Source organism: Micromonospora sp. RTGN7 (assembly GCF_033804645.1).
Taxonomy (GTDB): Bacteria; Actinomycetota; Actinomycetes; order Mycobacteriales; family Micromonosporaceae; genus Micromonospora.
In genome coordinates this window covers 389,585-409,367 of the sequence record NZ_JAPZLF010000004.1, presented here as the reverse complement: position 1 = coordinate 409,367, position 19,783 = coordinate 389,585, and the positions used below count along the sequence as shown (strand labels likewise).

Genomic DNA, 19,783 nt, shown 5'->3' with positions numbered 1-19,783 from the left:
GCCGCCGAGCGTGCCACTCAGGTGTTGAGGATGGCGCGGCCGAGCGGGGTGAGGGTGTGCAGCACCGTGTTGCGGTCCCGGTGGCTGACCAGCAAGCCGGCCTTGCGCAGCACGGTGGCGTGCTGGCTGGCCGCAGCCGGGGAGATGCGCAGGCGGCGGGCCACCTCACCGGTGGTGCGCCCCTCGTAGGTGGCCTCGAGCACCGACGCGCGGGTCCGGCCGAGCAGGGCGGCCAGCGCCTCCCGGGCGTCGCCGGTCGCGCCGCCCTCGCCGGGGGTCGGGGCCAGCCCACCCAGCCGGTCCACCGGATAGACCAGCACCGGCTGCAGGGCCGGGTCGAGCAGGGCCACCGGGGTGCCGGCGCAGAAGAAGGACGGCACCAGCAGCAGGCCCCGGCCGTCCAGATGCAGCTCCCGGCTGTCCGGGTACCCGCGGATCTCCAGCACCCCCGAGTCCCACCGGGCGAGCGGGCGGAGGCTGGCCAGGAGCCCCTCGACGCCCCGGTCCAGCATGGCCCGGGCCCGGTGCGTCCGGTCCGCCTCCACCGCGGCCTGGACATGCGGCCAGTACGGGCTCAGCGCCAACATCCGGTACTGCTCCATCGAATCGGTGAGGTGGCACAGCGTCTCGGCCTCGCCCCGAGCCAGCGCCGCCGCCGAGGACGGCAGGGGATGCGCCACCACCACCCGGGTGAGGTCCCGGCGCAGCGACGGGACTGGCGTGCTCCGCACCGCCTCCAGCCCCGCCTCCAGGCCCTGGACGCTGTCGTGCGGGGTGAGGAAGTCGGGGAAGTAGCCCCGGCTGGGGTTCACCGCGAAGAGCAGCCGGAGTTGCTCCTTGTTGACGTGCCGGCGCAGTTCACCGGAGACGCCCCGGCGCCAGTCCGAGGTCAGCGGATCCCGGCTGCGGATCTGGAGCGCGTGCACGCTGAGGACCAGTTCCCAGAGCGGGTCCGCGCTCGGGGCCACCCGGGTACGGAGGATGTCGTCGGGGGAAAAGTGAATCTTCAGCATTGGAGCTCCCGTGCCGGCGGACAGCGGGCGCACCCACTGACCGTTCGAACTGTACCCGGACGGCATTTATCTCCAACGTTTAAGCGTGGCATGAAAAACCTCGACGATCCGGTCGCCGCTTCGGCAGGCTTTACCTGCCCTGCAACGGGCCGTTGCGTCGATGACGCCGGCCTGGGGCACCGGGGCCGGGGGATCGGCGGCCGGGCGGCACCACGAGGGTCTGCGGCTCTTGCTCCGCAGGGGTGCCACCCGGCCGTTCGTCCGTTCGGGGTCCTCAGCCGATCCAGAGCGCGACCCGGTGCTCCTCGTCCGTGACGTACCAGCACCGACCGTGCTCCTCGGCGAGGCCCTCCACCTGGTGGAACGGGGCCAGGTCGGCCACCATCCCGGCCGGAATCAGGTGCCCCGCGGCCTTCTCCAACAAGAACCGGACGTGCCGCGACGTGACGTCGCCACCCGTCGGATGGTCGTCGAGCAGCACCGAAGCCTTCCCCAGCGCGTCGATCGAGCCGATGATCGCGGCGTAGCCGCCCTCGGGCAGCGGGGTCATTGCCCGAAAGCCGGTGAGCGCGCCCGGCGGGGTCACCCCGGTCAGCGCGTACGCACCGAGCGCGCGCGGCCAGGCCCCGCCGTCGAACATCTCGGGCACCCCCGCCACCTCGACGAGGATCGGTTCCCCGTCGGCGGTGACCGGAAAGCGCAGGCCCAGCAGCGCGGTGCCGTCCGGGGTGAACGCGACCGCCTCGACGTTGAGCGGCAGGTCCCCCTCGGCCAGCCGGCCCACCCAGCCCTTGGCCCGGGCAGCGCCCCGGGCGACGGTCGCGACGATGAACCGGTCCCGCACCCGCTCCCCCGGTGCCACGGTGGCCAGGGCGGCGCCGGCCAACGCGTCGTTGATCGTCCGGTGCAGCCGGAACCGGTTGCGCACCACGTGCACCGGCAGCCGACCGGCGGCGGCGTCGTCCTCGCGGAACCGGGCCACGAACGCCCGGCGCGGGCGCAGCGGGCCGCCCTTCGAGCCGAAGTGGGAGCCGAAGACATACACCCAGCCGTCGTGGTGGGCCAGCGCCTCGCCGTCCTCGGTACGGTCGTTCTCCGCGCCGGCGTCGGCGTCGACGTGGTGGGCGGTCCACCCGCCGTCGTCGTCTTCGAGCAGCAGGGCGAGGCAGCGCTCGACCGGCCCCTCGTCGAGGACGGTCCAGAAGCCGCGCCGGGCCCGGTGGGCGGTGAGCAGGGCCTCCGAACGCACCGGCAACAGGTCGCTCGCCTCGTTGCCGGCCACGACGAACTCGACAAGTCGCAGGGTCACCCGGTCAGCCTAGAAACCCGGCGCACCTAGAGTGGCGGGGTGCCAGACGCAACGAACGCTGCCCTGTCGACGCCGCCGGTGGACCTCGCCGAGGCGTACGCGGCCCTGCACGCCGACGCGACAGCCGTGCTCGCCGGGTGGACGCCGACCGGCGCGGCGGCCGGGCGGGCCCGGGACCGCACCCTCGACCTGCTGGCCGCCGGCCCGGCGGCCATGGCCCGGGAGCACCGGGCCGGCCACGTCACCGCCAGCGCGCTGGTCCTCGACGCCACCGGCGAGCGGATCCTGCTCTGCCTGCACGGCAAGTTGCACCGGTGGGTGCAACTCGGCGGCCACTGCGAGCCCGGCGACCGCACCCTGGCCGGCGCCGCGCTGCGCGAGGCGGGCGAGGAGTCCGGCATTGCCGGCCTGGTCGTCGACCCGGTCCCGATCGACGTGGACATCCACCCGGTGGCCTGCCAGGGCGACTCGCTGCACCACGACGTGCGGTTCGCGGTCTTCGCCCCGGCCGGCGCGACGGAGCGGGTCAGCGACGAGTCCGAGGCGCTCGGCTGGTTCCCGCCGGACCGGCTGCCCGAGCCGCTGGCCGGCGGCACCGCCCAGCTCGTCGTCCCGGCCCTGGCCGCGCTACGCCGCCGCGCTGCTCAGCCCGGGAGGTGAGAAGGGAACCCTTCGCTACGCCAGGCGTGAAGAAGGGGCCCTTCCTTACACCTCAGACGTAGTGTTCGTCGCCCCGGTCCTTCAGCTCGTCGACCAGGGCCTTGACGTCCTGCGCACGGTCGCGGGGGCAGACCAGCACCGCGTCCGGGGTGTCGACCACGATCAGGTCGTGCACCCCGAGTGTGGCGACCAGCCGGCCGGACTGCGGGACCACAACCAGGCCGGTGCTGTCGCGCAGCAACACACCCGGCTTGGCGTCCACGCCGAGTACCACGTTGCCGGCCGGGTCGGCCGGGAGCACCTCGCCGAGGGTGTGGAAGTCACCGACGTCGTTCCAGCCGAAGTCGCCGGGGACGGTCGCCACCCGGCCGGCGGTCGCCGCGCCCTCCATCACCGCGTAGTCGACGGAGATCTTCGGCAGGGTCGGCCAGACCATGCCGAGGATCTCGTCCTGCTCCGGGGCGCCCCAGGCGGCGGCGATGGCGGTGATCCCGGCGTGCAGCGCCGGCTGCTGCCGGGCCAGCTCGGCCAGGAACACGTCCACCCGCCAGACGAACATACTGGCGTTCCAGAGGTGGTGCCCCGAGCGCAGGTACGCCTCGGCCACCTCGGCGGCCGGCTTCTCCTTGAACTCCCGCACCGGCCGCAGCGGGCCCTCGCCGACCGGGTCACCGGTGTGCAGGTAGCCGTAACCGGTCTCGGCCCGGGTGGGGGTGATGCCCACCGTCATCAGCAGCCCCTGCTCGGCGCCGCGCACGGCCTCGCGGACCGTGGCCACCCACGCGTCGGCGTCCCGGATCAGGTGGTCGGCGGCGAAGGAACCCATCACCGCGTCCGGGTCCCGCAGCGCGATCACCGCCGCGGCGAGCGCGATGGCCGCGCAGGAGTCCCGGGGCGAGGGCTCGACGAGGATGTTCTCCTCGGGCAGGCCGGCCAGTTGCCGTGCCACCGCCGCGACGTGCGCGGCTCCGGTGACCACCAGGGTGCGCTCCGGGGCGGCCAACGGCGCCAGCCGGTCCACCGTGGCCTGAAGCAGGGACGCGGGGGTTCCGGTGAGCGGGTGGAGGAACTTGGGATGGCCCGCACGGGACAACGGCCACAGTCTGGTGCCGCTGCCGCCCGCCGGGATGACGGCGTAAAGCATCAGCACATCATGCCCGAACCGCCACGGTAGGGACGCATTGTCGGTCGAAGCCTCAGGCGCGCGCCCGGGTCCACGCCGCGATGTGCACCTCGGCGCTGGACTCCCAGGTGAACTCCTTGGCCCGGTCGAAACCGGCCTTGGCCAGCGACAACCGGCGCTGATCGTCGTCCAGCAGGGCGGCCAGGTCGGTGGCGATCTGGGCCGGGTCCTCGCTGGTGTAGGCGACCGCGTCGCCGCCGACCTCCGGCAGCGACAGCCGCGGGGTGGTCAGCACCGGGGCGGCGCAGGCCATCGCCTCCAGGATCGGCAGGCCGAAGCCCTCGCCGTACGACGGGTAGGCGGCGACCAGTGCCCCGCCGAGGAAGCCGGGCAGGTCGGCGTAGCGGAGATATCCCGGGCGGAGCAGCCGCAGGTGCGAGGGGACCTCGATGACCGCCCGGTCGATGTCGTCGTCGTGCCCCTGGCCACCGGCGATCACCAGTGCCGGCGGGTCCGCCCGGTCCGCCACCGCGCGGACCCAACCACGGATCAGGTTGGGGACGTTCTTGCGCGGCTCCTTCGCCCCGAGGAAGGCGACGTAGCTGCTGTCGCCGAGCCCCAGTCGGGCCCGGACCCGGGCCTTCTCCTCCTCGCCGGGGGCGTGGAAGGCGGCGTGGTCGACCCCGTGGTAGGCGACGTCGATCCGGGTCGGGTCGGCGTCCAGCAGCCGGATCAGCTCGTCCCGGGTGGCCTTGCTGGGCACGATCACCCGGGCGGCGCGACGCAGCGAGGTCTTGATCGCGCTGCGGAAGAACGTGCGCCGGGACTTGTCGTAGTGCTCCGGCTCGGTGAAGAAGGTCGCGTCGTGCACGGTCACGGTGACCGGACAGCCGGCCCGCAGCGGGCACGTGTAGAAGGGCGAGTGCAGCACGTGCGCGCCGACCTGCTGGGCCAGCAGCGGCAGGCCGGTCTGCTCCCAGGCGAGTCGGGCCGGGCGGTGCGCCACTGCGGCCGGCGCGGCGATGATCTCCGCTCCCGGCAGCATCCGGCTGTAGCGCTCCAGGTCGGTGCGGAGGCTGACCACAGCCAGGTCGATTCCCTGGCCGCACACCTTGCCGAGGGCGCCGAGCAGGCCATCGACGTATCGACCGACGCCGCCACGGTCAACGGGGACACTCGTGGCGTCGATGAGTACGCGAGGCGGGCGACCGGCGGTCACGAGGCAACTCCTTGAGATGGCGTAGCTGTGGGGAACAACACTCCGGATAAGCCTACGCCGGGGCCAGGCCCGGGCGCTGACTGCGACCCGACCGTACGCCGACTTGTCACTGCTCACGAATACGGATGTGGGGGGCGTATCGTTCGCGCCGATGGCCGACAACATTGCCCGAGTGTTCGCCGACGCGACCATGCCCGACCCCGCCCGCCCCCTGTTGACCTGGTACGACGACGCCACCGGCGAACGCACCGAGCTCTCCGGCGCGACGCTGGCCAACTGGGTGGCCAAGACGGCCAACATGCTTGTCGACGAGATCGGCGCCGGCCCCGGCGAGTCGGCCGGGGTGCTGCTGCCGCCGCACTGGCAGACCGCTGCGGTGCTGCTCGGCTGCTGGGCCGCAGGGCTGACCGTGACCGATGGCCCCGCCCCGGTGGAGGTGCTCTTCGCCGCCGCCGACCGGGTCACCGAGGCGGAGGCGTGGCCCTCCGGCGAGCGGTACGCGCTCGCACTCGCCCCGTTCGCCCTGCCGCTGCGCGAGGTGCCCGTTGGCTTCGCCGACTACGTGGTCTCCGTCCGAGCCCACGGCGACCACTTCACCCCGTACCCCCGGGGTGGGCCGCAGGACGCGGAGCTGCTGGCCCGTGCGGTCACCCGCGCGACGGAGCTCGGCATCGCCCGGGGTGACCGGGTCCTGCTGGACGCCGCAGCCCACCCCGACCCGGTCGACTGGCTCCTCGCCCCGCTGACGGCGCGCGCCACGATCGTCCTCTGCGCGAACCTGGACCAGAGCCGGGTGGACGCGAGGGTGACCACCGAAAAGGTCACCCTCGCCCTGACCTGATCGTCGCGGTCAGGCGGAGGTCGGGGTCTCCGTCGCCGTGCGGCGCTGGGCGAAGGCGGCGAAGGCCGTCAGGGACTCCGGGTTGGCCAGGGCGCCCCGGGCCGCCGCGTCGTCGACCGGGGTACCGGTGAGGATCTTCTTGACCGGGACCTCCAGCTTCTTCGCCGACAGGGTGCGCGGAACCGCCCGGACCTGATGGATCTCGTCGGGGACGTGCCGCGGCGACAGGGCGGTGCGCAGCTCGCGGCAGATCTTCCTCCGCAGGTCGTCGTCCAGCTCCAGGCCCTCGGCGAGCACCACGAACAGCAGCAACTCCCCCGCGCCGCCCTCGTCGTCCTCCAGGTGCACCACCACCGAGTCGACGACCTCGTCCAACCCCTCGACGACGGAGTAGAACTCGGCGGTGCCGAGCCGGACGCCGCCCCGGTTGAGGGTGGCGTCGGAGCGTCCGGTGATCACGCAGCCGCCCCGGTCGTTGATGGTGATCCAGTCGCCGTGCCGCCACACCCCCGGGTAGACGTCGAAGTACGCCTCCCGGTAGCGGGCGCCGTCCGGGTCGTTCCAGAAGCCGACCGGCATGCTCGGCATCGGCGCGGTGATCACCAGTTCGCCCAGCTCGCCGATGACCGGGGCGCCGTCGGCGGAGCGGGCCTCCACCCGCGCACCGAGCGCCCGGCAGGTGATCTCCCCGGCGTGCACCGGCAACAGCGGCACGCCGCCGACGAAGCCGGTGCAGACGTCCGTGCCGCCGGAGAGGGACTGGAGCTGGAGGTCGTCACCGACCGTCTCGTACACCCAGGTGAAGCCCTCGGCGGGCAGCGGCGCGCCGGTCGAGCCGACCCCGCGCAGCGCGGAAAGGTCGGCGATCTCCCGCGGCACCAGGCCGGCCTTGCGGCAGGCCAGCAGGAAGGGCGCGGAGGTGCCGAAGTACGTGGTGCCGGTCTCCTCGGCCAGCCGCCACAGCCCACCCAGGTCGGGGTGGCCCGGGTTGCCGTCGAACAGCACGATCGCCGCGCCCACGGCCGGCCCGGAGACCAGGAAGTTCCACATCATCCAGCCGGTGGTGGTGAACCAGAGGAACCGGTCGGACGGGCCCAGGTCGTGGTGCAGGGCCAGCATCTTCAGGTGCTCCAGCAGGATGCCGCCGTGGCCGTGCACGATCGGCTTCGGCAGCCCGGTGGTGCCGGAGGAGTAGAGCACGTACAACGGGTGGTCGAACGGCACCGGGGCGAAGGCCAACGGCTCGTCGGTCGGCGCGGCCAGCTCGGCCCAGGAGAGCGTCCCGTCGGGCACGGCCCCGGCCGGGTCGAGGTACGCCACCGCGACGGTGTGCTCCAGCGACGGCAGGGCGGCCCGGATCGCGGCCACCTCGGCGCGCCGGTCGACGGGCTTGTCGCCGTACCGGTAGCCGTCGACGGCGACGAGGACCTTCGGCTCGATCTGCCGCCACCGGTCGCTGACGCTGCGGGTGCCGAACTCCGGGGCGCAGGACGAGAAGATCGCCCCCAGGCTGGCCGTGGCCAGCAGCAGCACGTACGTCTCGGGGATGTTCGGCGCGTACGCGGCCACCCGGTCGCCGGGGCGGACGCCGAGGCGGCGCAGCCCCGCCGCCACCCGGCGGACCCGCTCGCGCAGCTCGGCGGCGGTCAGGGTCTCCGGCGCGCGGGTCTGCCCGTGCGCGATGACCACCGGGTCGTCGTCGCCGAGGCCCGGCATCCGCAGCACGTTCTCGGCGTAGTTGAGGGTGGCTCCGGGGAACCAGCGGGTGCCCGGCATCGCCGGGTCGGTCAGCGTGGCCGTCGGTTCGGTGTGCGCGACGACGCCGAAGTGGTCCCAGATCGACCGCCAGAACCCGTCGAGGTCCGTGACCGACCACTGCCACAGCGCGTCGTAGTCGGTGAACTCCAGCCCCCGGTGCTCGGCCAACCAGCGCAGGTAGCCACCGATCCGGGACCGCTCGCGCACGTCCGCCGGCGGCGTCCACAGCACGTCACCCACAGCTTCACCCTCCTCCGGGCCCCAGCAGGAAGGGCACCTTGTTAACGCCTACGGTAGAGAAGGACTCCCTCCGCACCCCCGCCCCCCAAGGCTAGAGCTCGCGGTGGGCCTGGATGGCACGGCGCTTCGCCAGCCGGTGGGCGCGGCGGATCTCCGCCTCCCGGTAGCGGCGCTCGTCCTCCGCAGTCTGCGGCAGCACCGGGCGGACCGGGCGGGGCGCGCCGCCGACGTCCACCCCCACGAAGACCAGGTACGCGGTGGCGACCCGGACCGGCTCGTCCTCCGCCGAGTCCCAGCGCTCGGAGACCACCCGCACGCCCACCTCCATCGAGGTCTGCCCGGTCCAGTTGACCTGGGCGTGCGCGTGCACCAGATCGCCGACCCGGACCGCCTCGGAGAAGACGATCTCGTCGATCGCGGCCGTCACCGCCGTGCCGCCGCTGTGCCGGGCCGCCGCCGCACCCGCCACGTCGTCGACGAACTTCATCAACACCCCTCCGTGCACGGTTCCGTACAGATTGACATCGACCGCAGTCATGATTCGGCTCAGCGTCACCCGGGAGTACGACGTGGGCTTGCCCTGCGGCGCGGCGGAGAGATGATCTGTCATGCCGGAGACGGTACGGTGCGCCAATGCGACATCTCTGGAGCTTCCTCGCCGGGCTGGTCGTGGCCCCCGTCACCTGGGTGCTGATCACCCTCGGGCAGGACGGGTCGGCCCGCACGATCACCCGTTGGGTGGAGATCGGCACGTTCAACACGGCCAATCTGATCGAGCCGGCCGTCTACCTCGCCGCCGCCGGGGTCCTGCTCGGCCTGCTCGGCACGCTGCGCTTCTCCCCGCTCGGCCCGCTGGTGGCCGGGCTGCTGCTGGTCACCCCGTACGTCGGGATGTTCGTCGCCCCGTTCACGGTGCGCGACCGGATCCCGGAGGGGTGGAAGATCTTCGGCGACCCGTTGCCGCTGTACCTGCCGGTGCAGAACGGCACCCTCTTCCTGATCGGCGCGCTGTTGCTGATGGCGACGTTCAGCGGGCAGCGCTGGCGGCGGTGGCCCCGGCCGGTGGCCGAGCCGGGGCCCGCCCCGGCACAGCAGTCGGAGGACGACACCAACCCCACCCTGACCGACTGGCCGTCGGCCGGGAACAGCCCGGACCAGGACCCCACCCTGCTCAGCCTCGGCTACCCGGATGACACCCCGACCGATCCGCTGCCCCGCCGTAGCGGAGGGGAATCGCCGTGGTCGGCTCCGCCGCGCCCGAGCAACCGGGCGGAGGACACCACAAAGGAGCTGCGCTGAACGGATGAGACCGGGGCCGACCCGTCAGCAGGATCTCCGGCCGGGCGGCGGTATCCGTGGACGGCTCGGTTTCACTACAGTCAGCCGTTATGCGAGTGCCATCCGTCATCGGCCGGCCGGCCGCCCTGGCGATGTGCGCCGGCCTGCTCGGGCTGGTCGCGGGCGGGCTGGCGTACCGCCAGGCCACGGCCGGGCCGACGGTCGACGACGGGGCTCGGATCTACTGCCTGTCCGCTGAGCACCGGGCCGGGCTGGCGGAGGCCGCCGTGGCGCTGGATTTGGCCGAGCCCGGCCCGTCGGCCGACCTGCTGACCTGGCGGACCGGGCTCGGCGACGTCGAGCAGTGGCGGGACGACCGGCGGGCCGATTTCGACCGGGCCTGCCTGGGGCTGCTCGCCGCCACCCGGCAGGGCGGGTCGTCGGGCGGCGGGTCGTCCCCCTGGTCGACGGTGGCGCCCTCGCTCGTGCTCGCCGTGGCCAGCGCGGTGCTGGCCGCCTGGTTCAGCCGGCGGCAGGCCACGACCGGGGTCCGCCGGGCCGAGGCCGACTCGCTGCGCACGGCGGGCCGGGAGTACCGGCGCGCGACGGAGGCGCTGCTGCGCGAACTGGAGCAGGCCCGACCGGGGCTTCCCCCGGATGACGGCGAGGTGCGGAAGTGGCGGCTCGAACTCGTCGGCCGGCTGAACGCGGTGGCCGACGCCCGCCGGGGCTGGGAGTTGCCCCGTCGGCTCAGCGACGCCCTCGACGAGGAGCCGGTGGGGCCCCGGGCCGTCCCCGGTGGACGGGACCCGCAGCGCCGGGCCGAGTGGATCGGGGGGCAGCGGGACGCCCTCAGGCAGCTCGCTACGGAGGTGGAGCAGGTGGCCCAGGCGGTTCAGCATTCCGGGTTCCTCCCCGGCCGACCCCCGGCGAGCGTACGGTGACCGGCGGGGTGGCACCGGCGGGCGCGGGCGGGCCGGCACCGGCGGGGCCCGCTGGAGGGCTGCACCCGGCGCGACCGCCGAACCCCTTCGCCGTGCCGGGCCTGCGCCGCGATGTCGACCCGCTCAACCCGCTGCGCCACCGCGACCACGTCAACTTCTACGTGCCGGTGGACCACACCGAGGAGTCCTTCGAGCAGTGCCAGGAGGAGTTCGGCGACCCTTCCTACCTGCACCACGAGGGACGGCTGGTGCTGGTCACCGGGGGACGGGGATGTGGCAAGACCGCGCTGACGAACCGCTGCGCGTACTGGTTGCGGGGGCAGCTCGGCAAGGCCGGCCTGACGGCCGAGGTCCTCGACCTCACCCGGGAGGCGCGGGACAACGAGGCCATCCCGCAACGCCGGGGCAACGTGTGTCGGGCGCTGCTGGACAAGCTCTTCGAGCTTCAACTGCTGACCACGGACCTGGCGTACGAGATGCGGGACAGCCCGGACGACGCGTACCGCAACCTGCCCGGATGCCTGGACGCCCAACAGGTCCTCATCGTGCTGCTACCGCCCTCGGCCGACCTGACCGAGGAACTGGTCTACTACGGGACCCGGGCACCCCGGCGGGTCGTCTTCTTCGCCGAGACGGCCTACGCGCTGCCCGCCGAGCACCGCCAGGCGCTGGACCGGGACAGCCCGGTGCCCCCCGTCTATCTGCAGGTCGGCGGCTTCGACCACCGGCACGCGGACCGCTTCGCCCAGCACCGGCTGGACCGGCTGCCGGCCGGCACCCTCCCCCGGCTGGCACCCACCGCGCTCGAAGATTTCATCGACAACGGTCGACTGGCAACCATCCGTGAGATGCAACGGTTACTCTACGGCCTGTACGAGGAACTCCGTGTGCAAGATGACCGACCGGATGAGGTGACCTGGGAGCACATCAGCAGACACTTCATTAGGAGACTGCGCGACCTGGAGGGGCAGCCTTGATGGATGCGTTCGACCGGGACCTCGGCGGTGAGGTGAACCCTTACCCGTCGAGCGCCGTCGCCCAGATCGCGGACGCTGGATCGACCGTCCTCACCATCCCCACCGCCGCCGTCCGGCGGGCGACCGCCGTGATGGACACCTACCTGGCCGCCGTGCAGGCCCGCCGGCAGCCGGCCCCCGGCCGGGTGCTCGCCGTGGTCGGCGACTACGGCACCGGCAAGACGCACCTGGCGGCGTACCTGATCCGGCACGCCACGGAGCAGTCGGCCGGCTCGGTCCAGTCGCTGCACCTCAACGCGCCGCCGGACACCTTCGTCTCGCTCTACCGGGCATTCGCCGACAAGCTGGCCGACCGCCGGGAACTGGTCCACGAGCGGGTCCGCGGCCTGTACGCCGACATCCTCGCCACCAAGCTGCGGATGTCCCGGGCCACCGCGCCCCTGGCCGACTCGCTGCTGGCCGGCTCGATCGACCCGGTGCAGGTGGTGGACACGTTCGGCCTGCAAGAGAACCAGTTCCTCGGGCGGTTACGGGACCGACTGCGCGACGTCACCGACAACGCCGAGTTCGCCCAGGCGCTCACTCTGCTGCTGCGCGGCGGCTTCGAGGACGCGGTGTGGGAGTGGTTCACCGGCCGGCCGCCCTCCGAGGTGCTCCGCGAGCGGGGCATCACCGGCACGATCACCGGCAGCGAGGCCACCGCCCTGCAGGCGATGGGGGTATTCGCCCTGCTCCTCGGGCACGGCCCACGCCCCTTCGTGCTGGTCATCGACGAGCTGGACCAACTGCTCACGGCCGCCGGCCGCCGCGAGGACGAGGCGCTCGACGCGTTCAAGGAGATGCTGCGGGTCTTCGCCGCGTCGAGCACCTTCCTGATCCTCGCCGGCCTCCCCGACCTGCTCACCACGATGCGTCGCGACGTGCGGGACCGGATCGGTGAGCACGTACGGATGTCCTCGCTGACCGTCCGTGAGGTGCACGACTACGTCCTGGCCCGCCAGGGCGGCCAGTTGGAGCCGTTCACCGAGCAGACCCTGGGGTACGTCGTCGAGCTGACCAACGGCGTCCCCCGGGGGGTGATCTCGCTGTGCCACCGGCTGTGGCGCCGATCCAAGGACCAGGGCGGTGCGGTGACCCACCCGATGGTCCGCCAGGTCGCCCGGGAGATCTACGACGCCGGCGGCGCCCAGAACGTCCGCGCGGAGATCCGCCAGGTGCTGGTCGCGGTGGGCTACGAAACATACGTGCCGGAGTACTTCCTGGACGACACCCACGGCGGCCGGGTCGACTACTGGGTGCCGATCGGCCGGGACGACGCGGGCTGCGGAATCCTGCTGGCCGGGCCGCTGCTGGAGGAGGACGACGTCGCGGCGGTGGAGCACCGGGCCCGCTCGGTACGCGCGCACCGCGACTGCGAGCTGCTGCTCGTCGTCCTGGAGCCGCCGCCGGAGCGGTTCCTGCCGCGCATTCGTGACGCGGTGGGCCGGGAACCTCTGCACTACAGCCCCCGATCCTTCGCCGACCAGCTCGCGGTCGAGTTCAAGGCGATGGCCGTCCGGCTGGAGGAGCGCTACCCGTTGGAGGGGCCGCTGGCCTCCGTGGCGCCGCACCTGTCCCGCCTCGACCGACGGCAGTCCGCGACCCAGCACATGCTGAGCCTGCTGACCGGCTCGCTGGAGGATCTGCGCGCCCACAACGACCAGCAGCTCGCCGCGATCCACCGGGAGCTGCGCGAGGTGCAGCGCGGGGTCGGCCCGCCGGCCGGCGACGGCGCGCGACGGGTGGAGCTGACCGCCCTGCCGGCAGGCGTGACGGAGCTGTTCGACCGGGCCTTCACGGCGGTGGACCTGCTCACTCCGGCGGGTGAGCTGCTGCGGCGGGCGTTCCAGGACGACACGGGCGGGCGCGGCGCGCGGCAGACCGTCCGGGCTCGGGTGAGGACCCCGGAGATCCAGTCGGCGGCCGGGGTGGCCGGCCTGCTCGACGCCCTCGTCGACGCGTTCGGGCGGGCGGTCGTCGAGTGGTACCGGTCGGTCGGCCAGCGCGCCGGGGGGCTGACGCCCCGGGACCGGGAGCGGCTGGCCACCATGTGCGGGATCTTCGACGCGGTCTACGAGTACCTGCCGCTGTACCAGGTCCGCAGCTTGCGGGAGCTGGTCGGCCCGGCCGGGGCGGCCCGGCAGCACCAGGAGGCGGAGGACGTCCTCGGCGACTTCAGCGCCCGGGTGCACCGGGAACTGCTGGCCGCCCTCGGCACCGACCAGCGTTGACCGACCCGTGCCGTTTCACTCAGCCCCGTTGGGCGTCGGGCCGGGCCGGGCCGGTGCGGGTCGGGCCGGTGCGGGTCGGGGACCGGGCTGACCGGGCAACGACGCTGGGGTCGTGGGCCCGTCCCGCCGATATGCCTCCCGCAGGCCGTTGCCGAGCGCGTGCAGCAGGTTGATGGCGACGATGGCCGGGGCGACGACGGCCACCGTCCCGACGAACTGTCGTTCCAACACCAGCGCGAGGATCACCGCGGTGATCCCGTTCTGCTGGCCGAGCACGACGTCCAGCCGATCCGACGGCGGCAGCCGCCGCCCGATCACGATGGCCACCAGCATGTGCGCGGCGACCGCGGACACCCCCAGCACCACCCCCGGCACCGGGTGCAGCCCTCCGACGAGGACCAGCCCGAGGGCGAACGAGGCGGCCAGGAACGCCAGCCGGGTGAGCCGGTCCAGCATGGCGGCGACGGGCGGCCGGTAGACCAGGCCGGCCAGGGCGAGCCCCAGCATGAGGAACTGCCAGACCGCGAACGCGCCCACCGCCACGAGGAGGAACACCTGGAGCAGCTGCAGCAGCCGGCCGGAGCGCGGCGACCGGTCGGCCAGGCTCCGGCGGGCCCGCTCGGTGCCCCACCACAGCAGGGCGGCCACGGCGGCCAGGGCGAGGTTCTCCGCGAGGGAGAGGCCGAACGACTCGACGCCGGTATGCGGTGGCGCGGACGACGCGGCCGGGTCCGGCGGCAGCAGGGGCAGGACCCAGGCTGCGGTGTACACGGTCAGCAGGACGGTCACCGGGTCGTCGAACGACGCCCAGGCGCTGAGGATCGCCTTGGCCTGCTCGGACATCCGGGACTGCAACCGGGCCGCCGCGAACGACAGCGGATCGATCTGGGCCACCGCGACGCCGAGGACCAGGTAGGCGGGTTCCCTGAACGCCAGGTACATCACCGCCGAGATCAGCGCCGCCTTGACCACCACGCCGAGGGTGATCGCCAGCCCGACCAGGCGGAGGTTCCCCCGGGCCTGTCGAAGGTCGATGCCGTAGGTGCTGGCGAACAGCCCGACCGCGAGCAGGGCGCCGGCCACGGTGAGATAGCCCTCCGACCGGTGGGCGGCGGTCCAGCCCAGCTGCGCAGCGAGGACCCAGCCGGCCGCCGCCACCAGGACGAAGAGCCCGCTGCGTCGCAGCGACGGCAGGAGCGCCTCGACCACCCTGGCCGGACCGGGACGGGCCGGGGTCGCGGGTTCGTCGGGGGCGACGGCCGGCCCGCGCCCGGTGGGCGGCACAAGGGGTGGGTCAGCCGGCCGGCTCATCCGACCAGGTCGCGGCTGAGCTGCGCCGCCTTCTCGTCGGCCGCCCACACCCGGTGCTGGTCGAGGGTGACCCCGAGCAGGTAACGGTCGAGTCCGACCGGGTAGCAGTAGAGGGCCCCCTCCTCGACGTCGAGGACCAGCCGGCGCACCCGGGAGCCGATCACCGGGTGCGCGGCCCGCACCAGGGACCGCAGCAGCACGTCGATCCGCTGGCCGACCATGGCGTAGAAGTCCCGGCGGCGGGCCGGGGTGATGTCGTCGAAGAACCGGGCCAGCCGAGGGTCGTCGAGCAGGTCGGCCGTCGCCTCCACCCGCCCGGCGCGGCAGACGGCCGCGTAGTGCAGGTCGTCGGCCCCGAGACGGCCGGCGCAGGTGGCGGCCAGCCCGGCGTACGACTCGGCCTCGGCCCAGGTCCGGGGCCCGCCGGCCGCCTGGACGACGGCGTCGGCCGGGTCGGGGCGGTCGGGAGCGACCTCGTCGACGCTGAGCCAGCCGCCGTAGTCGGTGGGCTGCTGGCTGACCGCCTCGCGTAGCTGGTTGGCGAGCTGGGACAGGCCCACGTCGGCGGCGCGGGCTGCCGCCTCCCGGGGCGGCAGCGGCCCCGGCAGCTCGTCCGGCCCGCTCACGCAGACCAGATGCTGTTCCCGGCGCACCTGGAGGGTGAACAGGGTGCCGAGCGCGGTGTGCAGCACGACGCGGATGAGGTCCCCGCTGCGCGCCGGGCGGAGCTGGGCGTCCAGGTCGGTCGTCACGTGCACCACGTCCCGGTCGACGAGCTGCCGCTCCTCCGGGGCCAGGCCGGCGACACCCGTCGCGGCCGGCGCCGGGTCGGTGTCCAGGGCGAAGTCGCAGACGCCGTTGGTGTATCGGCCCAGGTGCGCGATGCCGGGGACCTCGCGCATCAGCTCCACGCAGCGATCCAGCGCGGCGGGCCAGCGGCCGTCCAGGTGGCCGCCCAGCGCCACGTCGATGCGGCGTTCTTCGGTGCCGTCCGCCGCCGCGCCGGCCGGGGTGTCCGTGCTCATGTCTCCGGCACCTCCATGTCGACGAAGTGGAACGGGACGCCGTCGTGGGGGTGCCCACCGCTGATCTCGCCGTCGCTGATCACCGCCGCCAACAGGCGGCGCGCGGTCTGCAGGTAGGGGTGGCCGGGGCCGAGCAGGTCGCGGCCCTGCTCGACGACGGCGCGCAGGCACTGCTCGGCCTGCTCGGCGCGGCGCGCGGACGCGAGGTTCCCGGCCTGGTTCACCAGCCCGCCCAGGGTCCACGGATGCGACTCACCCAACGTGGCAGTGAGGCCGGTCGCCGCTTTCTCCCCGTCGACGACCGCCTCCTCCACGTCGCCCGCGCCCCGCACCAGGACCGCCCGCAGGCTGCGGCCCAGGTGGGTGAACGGATGCGCCGGGCCGAGGTCACGCTCGTAACCGGCGAGGCTCTCCTCGGCCAGCCGGACCGCATCCTCGCTCTCCCCGGCCAGGTGGTAGTCGACGGCGAGACTGAGCCGGCACGACCGGGTCCGCGGGTTGTCCTCGCCGAGCAGCCGGCGCAGCGCCAGGTAGGCCCGGCTGTTCAGGTCCTTGGCCCGGGGAAGCTGTTCGCGCCGCCGGTCGGTGACCGCCAGGCTGCGGATGATCCGCAGCAGCAGGGTGTCCTCGTCCCCCTGGCCGCCGCCGCCCAGCCGGCGCCGGTAGGCGTCATCCAGCAGCCGGCGAGACTCGTCGAGCTCGCCCAGCTCAGCCAGGAACAGGCCGATGTCGCTGGTCAGCCAGAGGGTGTCGGGGTTATCGGCGGCGAACAGCCGCAGCCGTCGGGCCCGGGTCCGCAGCCCGACCCGCGCCGCCTCGTCCGTCCGGCCGGCGAGGTGGTAGGAGTTTGCCAGGTTGTGCGCGGCGATCAGGGTCTCCGGGTGGGAGTTGCCGAACTGGTCGCGGAAGCCCCGCCAGGTCGTCTGGTCCTCGATCAGGGCCGGCCGGAACTTGCCCAGCCCCCGCAGGTCGCCGGCCATTCCCCGGCGGGTCACCAGGACCCGGGGGTGTTGCGGGCCGAGCAGGGACGCGCTGTGCCGGAGCACCTCCCGGCTCAGCTCCAGCGCCTCGCCGCTGCGGCCCAGCGCCCGGGTGACGTCGGCGAGCCGGGTCGCCAGGCGCAGGGTGAGCCGGTCGTCCCAGCCGTGTAGGTCCAACCACCGGTCGAGCATCGGTCGCCACAGCCGCAACGCCTCGGCGACCTCGCCGTCGCCCCGGGCGATCAGGTGCTCGAGCTGCTCGACCAGCCAGCGCCGGACATCGTCCGGGCCCGTCACGTCGAGCGCCCCGGAGCTGACGAGGTGCTGGTGCAGCTCGCGGCGGGGAGCCGATGCCGCGGCCACGGTCCGGGGCGAGCTGGCGGCCAGGCCGCGCAGGAGCTGCTCCCGCCGTGCGGCCCGTTCGACGTCGGTCATCCCGTCCAGCAGGGCGGCCTGCACGGCGGGGTGCATCCGGACCATCCCGCCGCCGCCCCAGACGACGTCGACCAGCCGGAACCGGGCGGCAAACGCCAGCGCCCGGTCCATCTCCCACCCGTCGGCCCGTAGCAGGGCGGCGTCGGCGGCGGAGAGCCCGGCCGCGACCTGGTTGCGCATCGGCCGGGACTGCACCAGGGCCAGGGAGATTCCTGTCGGGGCCACGAACGCGCAGAGTTGCGCCAGCACCACCGCGATCCGGCCGCTGAGCTCCTCGCCCATCAGCGCCAGCGCCACCCGGACGATCCGGGGCAGGGCCGGCTCGTCGGGGGCCGACGGGGAGGGTGCGACCGCCGCGCGGAAGGCCGGCACGGCGGCGTCCGCCGCCCGGGACTCGGTGATCGCCCGGCGGGCGTGCAGCAGGATGCCGGCCTGCCCCAGCAGGCCCGCCGCGAGCCGCAGGTCGAGCGGCAGGGCACCCACCGTGCCGACGACCGCCGCCGCCGGCCCGGGTGACAGCCCCTCCACCTGCGACGTGAGCAGACGTACGGCGTCGGGCTCGGTCAGCGCGCCGAGGGTGACGGCGCGCTCGCCGGCGGGCCCGGGGGCGTCGGCGCGGCAGGTGAGCACCACGTGCCCGGTGCCGACGGGCGGCAGCAGGCCGGCCAGCTCCTGGTGGTCGGCGCCGTCGAAGACCATCAGCCACTGCTCCGGGCGCCGGGACAGCTCGTGCAGCAACTCCTGGGCCGGGTGGCCCCTCGGCTCGACGCCCAGCTCGTCGGAGAGCTCGGCCAGCGCCGACCGCGCCTCGTGCCGGCTGCCCGCCGCGACCCAGACGATCAGCCCGTAGTCCCAGCGGAACCGGCGCACGTACTCGCGGACGAGGTACGTCTTGCCTGCGGCCACCGGCCCGCAGACCCCCACGGGCTCGGCCTCCCGGCCGGCCAGCAGCAGGTCACGCAGCTCGCCCAGCTCCCGGTCCCGGCCCACGAACAGCCTCGGCGGGGTGAGCACCCGGAACTCGCGGGGCGGGGTGCTCCGGCCGCTCGGGAAGCCCGCCCGCCAGGACCGTTCGGCGGGCACAGTCGACACCACAGCGAGGCCCAGCGTCCCGCGCAGCCGCTGACGGGCCGTCTCCTCCGGGCAGCCGGTGAGGTCGACGACCCGGTCCACGCCGGCCGGAGTCGACGCCAACGCCCCGGGTGTCTCCGGGTCGTCGGCGCCCGCTTCCGGGGAGGTGCGCACGAGCACCAGTTCGGCGTCGCCGCGGGCGCGTACCGCCTCGGCGATCCCGGCCAGCCAGCGGTCGTCCGGGTCGCCGTCGGGGGCCAGGGCCAGCACGGTGACCGCCCCGTCGCGCCGCGACGCGTCGGCCGCGTTCCACGGCCGGACCGGCAGGCCGACCGCCGACAGCTCCGCCCGCAGCCAGTCCGCCCAGGGACGCTGCGGCGGGGGGTGGGCGAGGAACAGGTCGCCGGACTCCTCGGCGGCCTGCCGGGCCAGACCGTACCGGTACCGGCTGCGGGCCGTCTCCGGCTCCGGCGGGACGTCGCGCAGCTCGCCGTCGGTGACCAGGCGCACCAGCTCGCCGTAGGCGGCCAGCAGGCGGTCCCGGTGCGGGGACTCCTCCAGCAGCGGTGCCAGCGGCTGCCCGGACGGGTTGCCGGGGAGGTCCACCTGGGCGAAGTCGACACCGAGGGCGGGCTCGTCGAGCGCGCCGAGGAACTCCGCGCGCACGGCCTCCGCGCGGCTGCGGATCCGCCCCGGATCGTTCTCGTTCATGCCCGTCGCGGTCGCGATGATCCGTACGCCGGCCGGCGCGGCCCGGTGCACCTGCCCGGCCACGGCCACGGCGTCGGCGAGCCGGGCGGAACGGTGCGGGAAGCAGACCACCACCACGTCACAGAGGACCGCCAGCCACTGCGCGACGACGTCCGCCGAGTCGGCCGGGTCGAGCAGGACGTAGTCGTACTCGGTGAAGCGCAGTTGCCGGCGCAGGTCGCTGCGGGTCACGCCGCCGAGCTCGGCCACCGACGGCCAGGCGGCCGTCTCGGGGATCCACACCACGTGCAGCCGTCCGGGCGGAGCCGCATACCCGCGCAGCTCGGGCTGCGTGCCGGCGAGCCCGGGCAGCGCGAAGACCAGGCTGGCCAGCCCGGCCGGCAGGTGATCGGTCACCGGCGACTCTCCGATGTGGAACATCCGCAGGTGCTCGTGCACCCGCACCGCGCCCCGCCCGGCGTCGACCACCAGGACCCGCCGGCCGGCGCGGGCCAGCATCCAGGCCAGGTTGCTGACCACATTGGTACGGCCGGTCAGGCTGGTGCCGGCCAGAAAGGCGATGACCCTGGTCTCCGCCGGACCGGCTGCGGGCCAGGACGCCGGCCGCCCGCTCACCGG

Annotated in this window: 15 protein-coding genes; 6 read left to right on the top strand and 9 right to left on the bottom strand. The window is 74.1% G+C overall.

Annotated features, from left to right (window positions below):
* Window positions 1–17: 17 nt before the first annotated feature.
* Window positions 18–1,013, bottom strand: coding sequence for a helix-turn-helix domain-containing protein (locus SNR22_RS08790; protein ID WP_320065983.1), 996 nt, complete (start codon window positions 1,011–1,013; stop codon window positions 18–20).
* 274 nt (window positions 1,014–1,287) lie between these two features.
* Window positions 1,288–2,322, bottom strand: a complete 1,035-nt coding sequence (locus SNR22_RS08785; RefSeq protein ID WP_320065982.1) for a hypothetical protein — start codon at window positions 2,320–2,322, stop codon at window positions 1,288–1,290.
* A gap of 63 nt (window positions 2,323–2,385) precedes the next feature.
* On the opposite strand from SNR22_RS08785, the gene SNR22_RS08780 reads away from it, so the two are divergent.
* Window positions 2,386–2,982 carry an NUDIX hydrolase gene (locus tag SNR22_RS08780; protein WP_413775612.1) on the top strand — a complete coding sequence of 199 codons (597 nt, stop codon included), beginning with the start codon at window positions 2,386–2,388 and terminating at the stop codon, window positions 2,980–2,982.
* Window positions 2,983–3,034: 52 nt separating this feature from the next.
* On the opposite strand, the gene SNR22_RS08775 is transcribed toward SNR22_RS08780, so the two are convergent.
* Both SNR22_RS08775 and SNR22_RS08770 read right to left on the bottom strand, forming a co-directional pair.
* Window positions 3,035–4,126, bottom strand: coding sequence for a mannose-1-phosphate guanylyltransferase (locus SNR22_RS08775; RefSeq protein ID WP_320065981.1), 1,092 nt, complete (start codon window positions 4,124–4,126; stop codon window positions 3,035–3,037).
* 52 nt (window positions 4,127–4,178) lie between these two features.
* Complete coding sequence (locus SNR22_RS08770) at window positions 4,179–5,324, bottom strand: glycosyltransferase family 1 protein (protein WP_320065980.1); 1,146 nt, start codon at window positions 5,322–5,324, stop codon at window positions 4,179–4,181.
* A gap of 151 nt (window positions 5,325–5,475) precedes the next feature.
* On the opposite strand from SNR22_RS08770, the gene SNR22_RS08765 reads away from it, so the two are divergent.
* Window positions 5,476–6,165, top strand: a complete 690-nt coding sequence (locus SNR22_RS08765) for a TIGR03089 family protein (protein ID WP_320065979.1) — start codon at window positions 5,476–5,478, stop codon at window positions 6,163–6,165.
* Between the two features lie 9 nt (window positions 6,166–6,174).
* On the opposite strand, the gene SNR22_RS08760 is transcribed toward SNR22_RS08765, so the two are convergent.
* Both SNR22_RS08760 and SNR22_RS08755 read right to left on the bottom strand, forming a co-directional pair.
* A complete protein-coding gene (locus SNR22_RS08760) occupies window positions 6,175–8,163 on the bottom strand; it encodes an acetoacetate--CoA ligase (protein WP_320065978.1) in 1,989 nt (662 codons plus the stop codon).
* Between the two features lie 91 nt (window positions 8,164–8,254).
* Window positions 8,255–8,773, bottom strand: coding sequence for an acyl-CoA thioesterase (locus tag SNR22_RS08755; RefSeq protein WP_320065977.1), 519 nt, complete (start codon window positions 8,771–8,773; stop codon window positions 8,255–8,257).
* Between the two features lie 23 nt (window positions 8,774–8,796).
* Here SNR22_RS08755 and SNR22_RS08750 point away from each other — a divergent pair, with 23 nt between their 5' ends.
* The 4 genes from SNR22_RS08750 (at window position 8,797) to SNR22_RS08735 (ending at window position 13,632) form a co-directional block, all read left to right on the top strand.
* Entirely contained in the window at window positions 8,797–9,462 is a 666-nt protein-coding gene (locus SNR22_RS08750; RefSeq protein WP_320065976.1) for a hypothetical protein, read from the top strand.
* Between the two features lie 89 nt (window positions 9,463–9,551).
* On the top strand, window positions 9,552–10,385 hold the full coding sequence (locus tag SNR22_RS08745; protein WP_320065975.1) for a hypothetical protein: 834 nt from the start codon (window positions 9,552–9,554) through the stop codon (window positions 10,383–10,385).
* Entirely contained in the window at window positions 10,382–11,362 is a 981-nt protein-coding gene (locus SNR22_RS08740) for a hypothetical protein (RefSeq protein ID WP_320065974.1), read from the top strand. Before SNR22_RS08745 ends, SNR22_RS08740 begins: the two co-directional genes overlap by 4 nt.
* The gene (locus SNR22_RS08735) at window positions 11,362–13,632 is read left to right on the top strand and encodes an AAA family ATPase (RefSeq protein ID WP_320065973.1); all 2,271 of its coding nucleotides are present in this window, start codon (window positions 11,362–11,364) and stop codon (window positions 13,630–13,632) included. The genes SNR22_RS08740 and SNR22_RS08735 overlap by 1 nt, the downstream gene beginning before the upstream one ends.
* A 15-nt stretch (window positions 13,633–13,647) precedes the next feature.
* On the opposite strand, the gene SNR22_RS08730 is transcribed toward SNR22_RS08735, so the two are convergent.
* The 3 genes from SNR22_RS08730 to fxsT are packed head-to-tail and all read right to left on the bottom strand — an operon-like array spanning window position 13,648 to window position 19,780.
* Window positions 13,648–14,943: a hypothetical protein gene (locus SNR22_RS08730; protein ID WP_320065972.1), complete on the bottom strand. Its 1,296-nt coding sequence runs from the start codon at window positions 14,941–14,943 to the stop codon at window positions 13,648–13,650.
* The gene (locus SNR22_RS08725) at window positions 14,940–15,968 is read right to left on the bottom strand and encodes a hypothetical protein (protein ID WP_320065971.1); all 1,029 of its coding nucleotides are present in this window, start codon (window positions 15,966–15,968) and stop codon (window positions 14,940–14,942) included. Before SNR22_RS08725 ends, SNR22_RS08730 begins: the two co-directional genes overlap by 4 nt.
* Window positions 15,965–19,780 (bottom strand): FxSxx-COOH system tetratricopeptide repeat protein, encoded by a 3,816-nt coding sequence (gene fxsT / locus SNR22_RS08720; RefSeq protein ID WP_320065970.1) that lies wholly within the window; start codon window positions 19,778–19,780, stop codon window positions 15,965–15,967. Before fxsT ends, SNR22_RS08725 begins: the two co-directional genes overlap by 4 nt.
* Window positions 19,781–19,783: the final 3 nt, after the last annotated feature.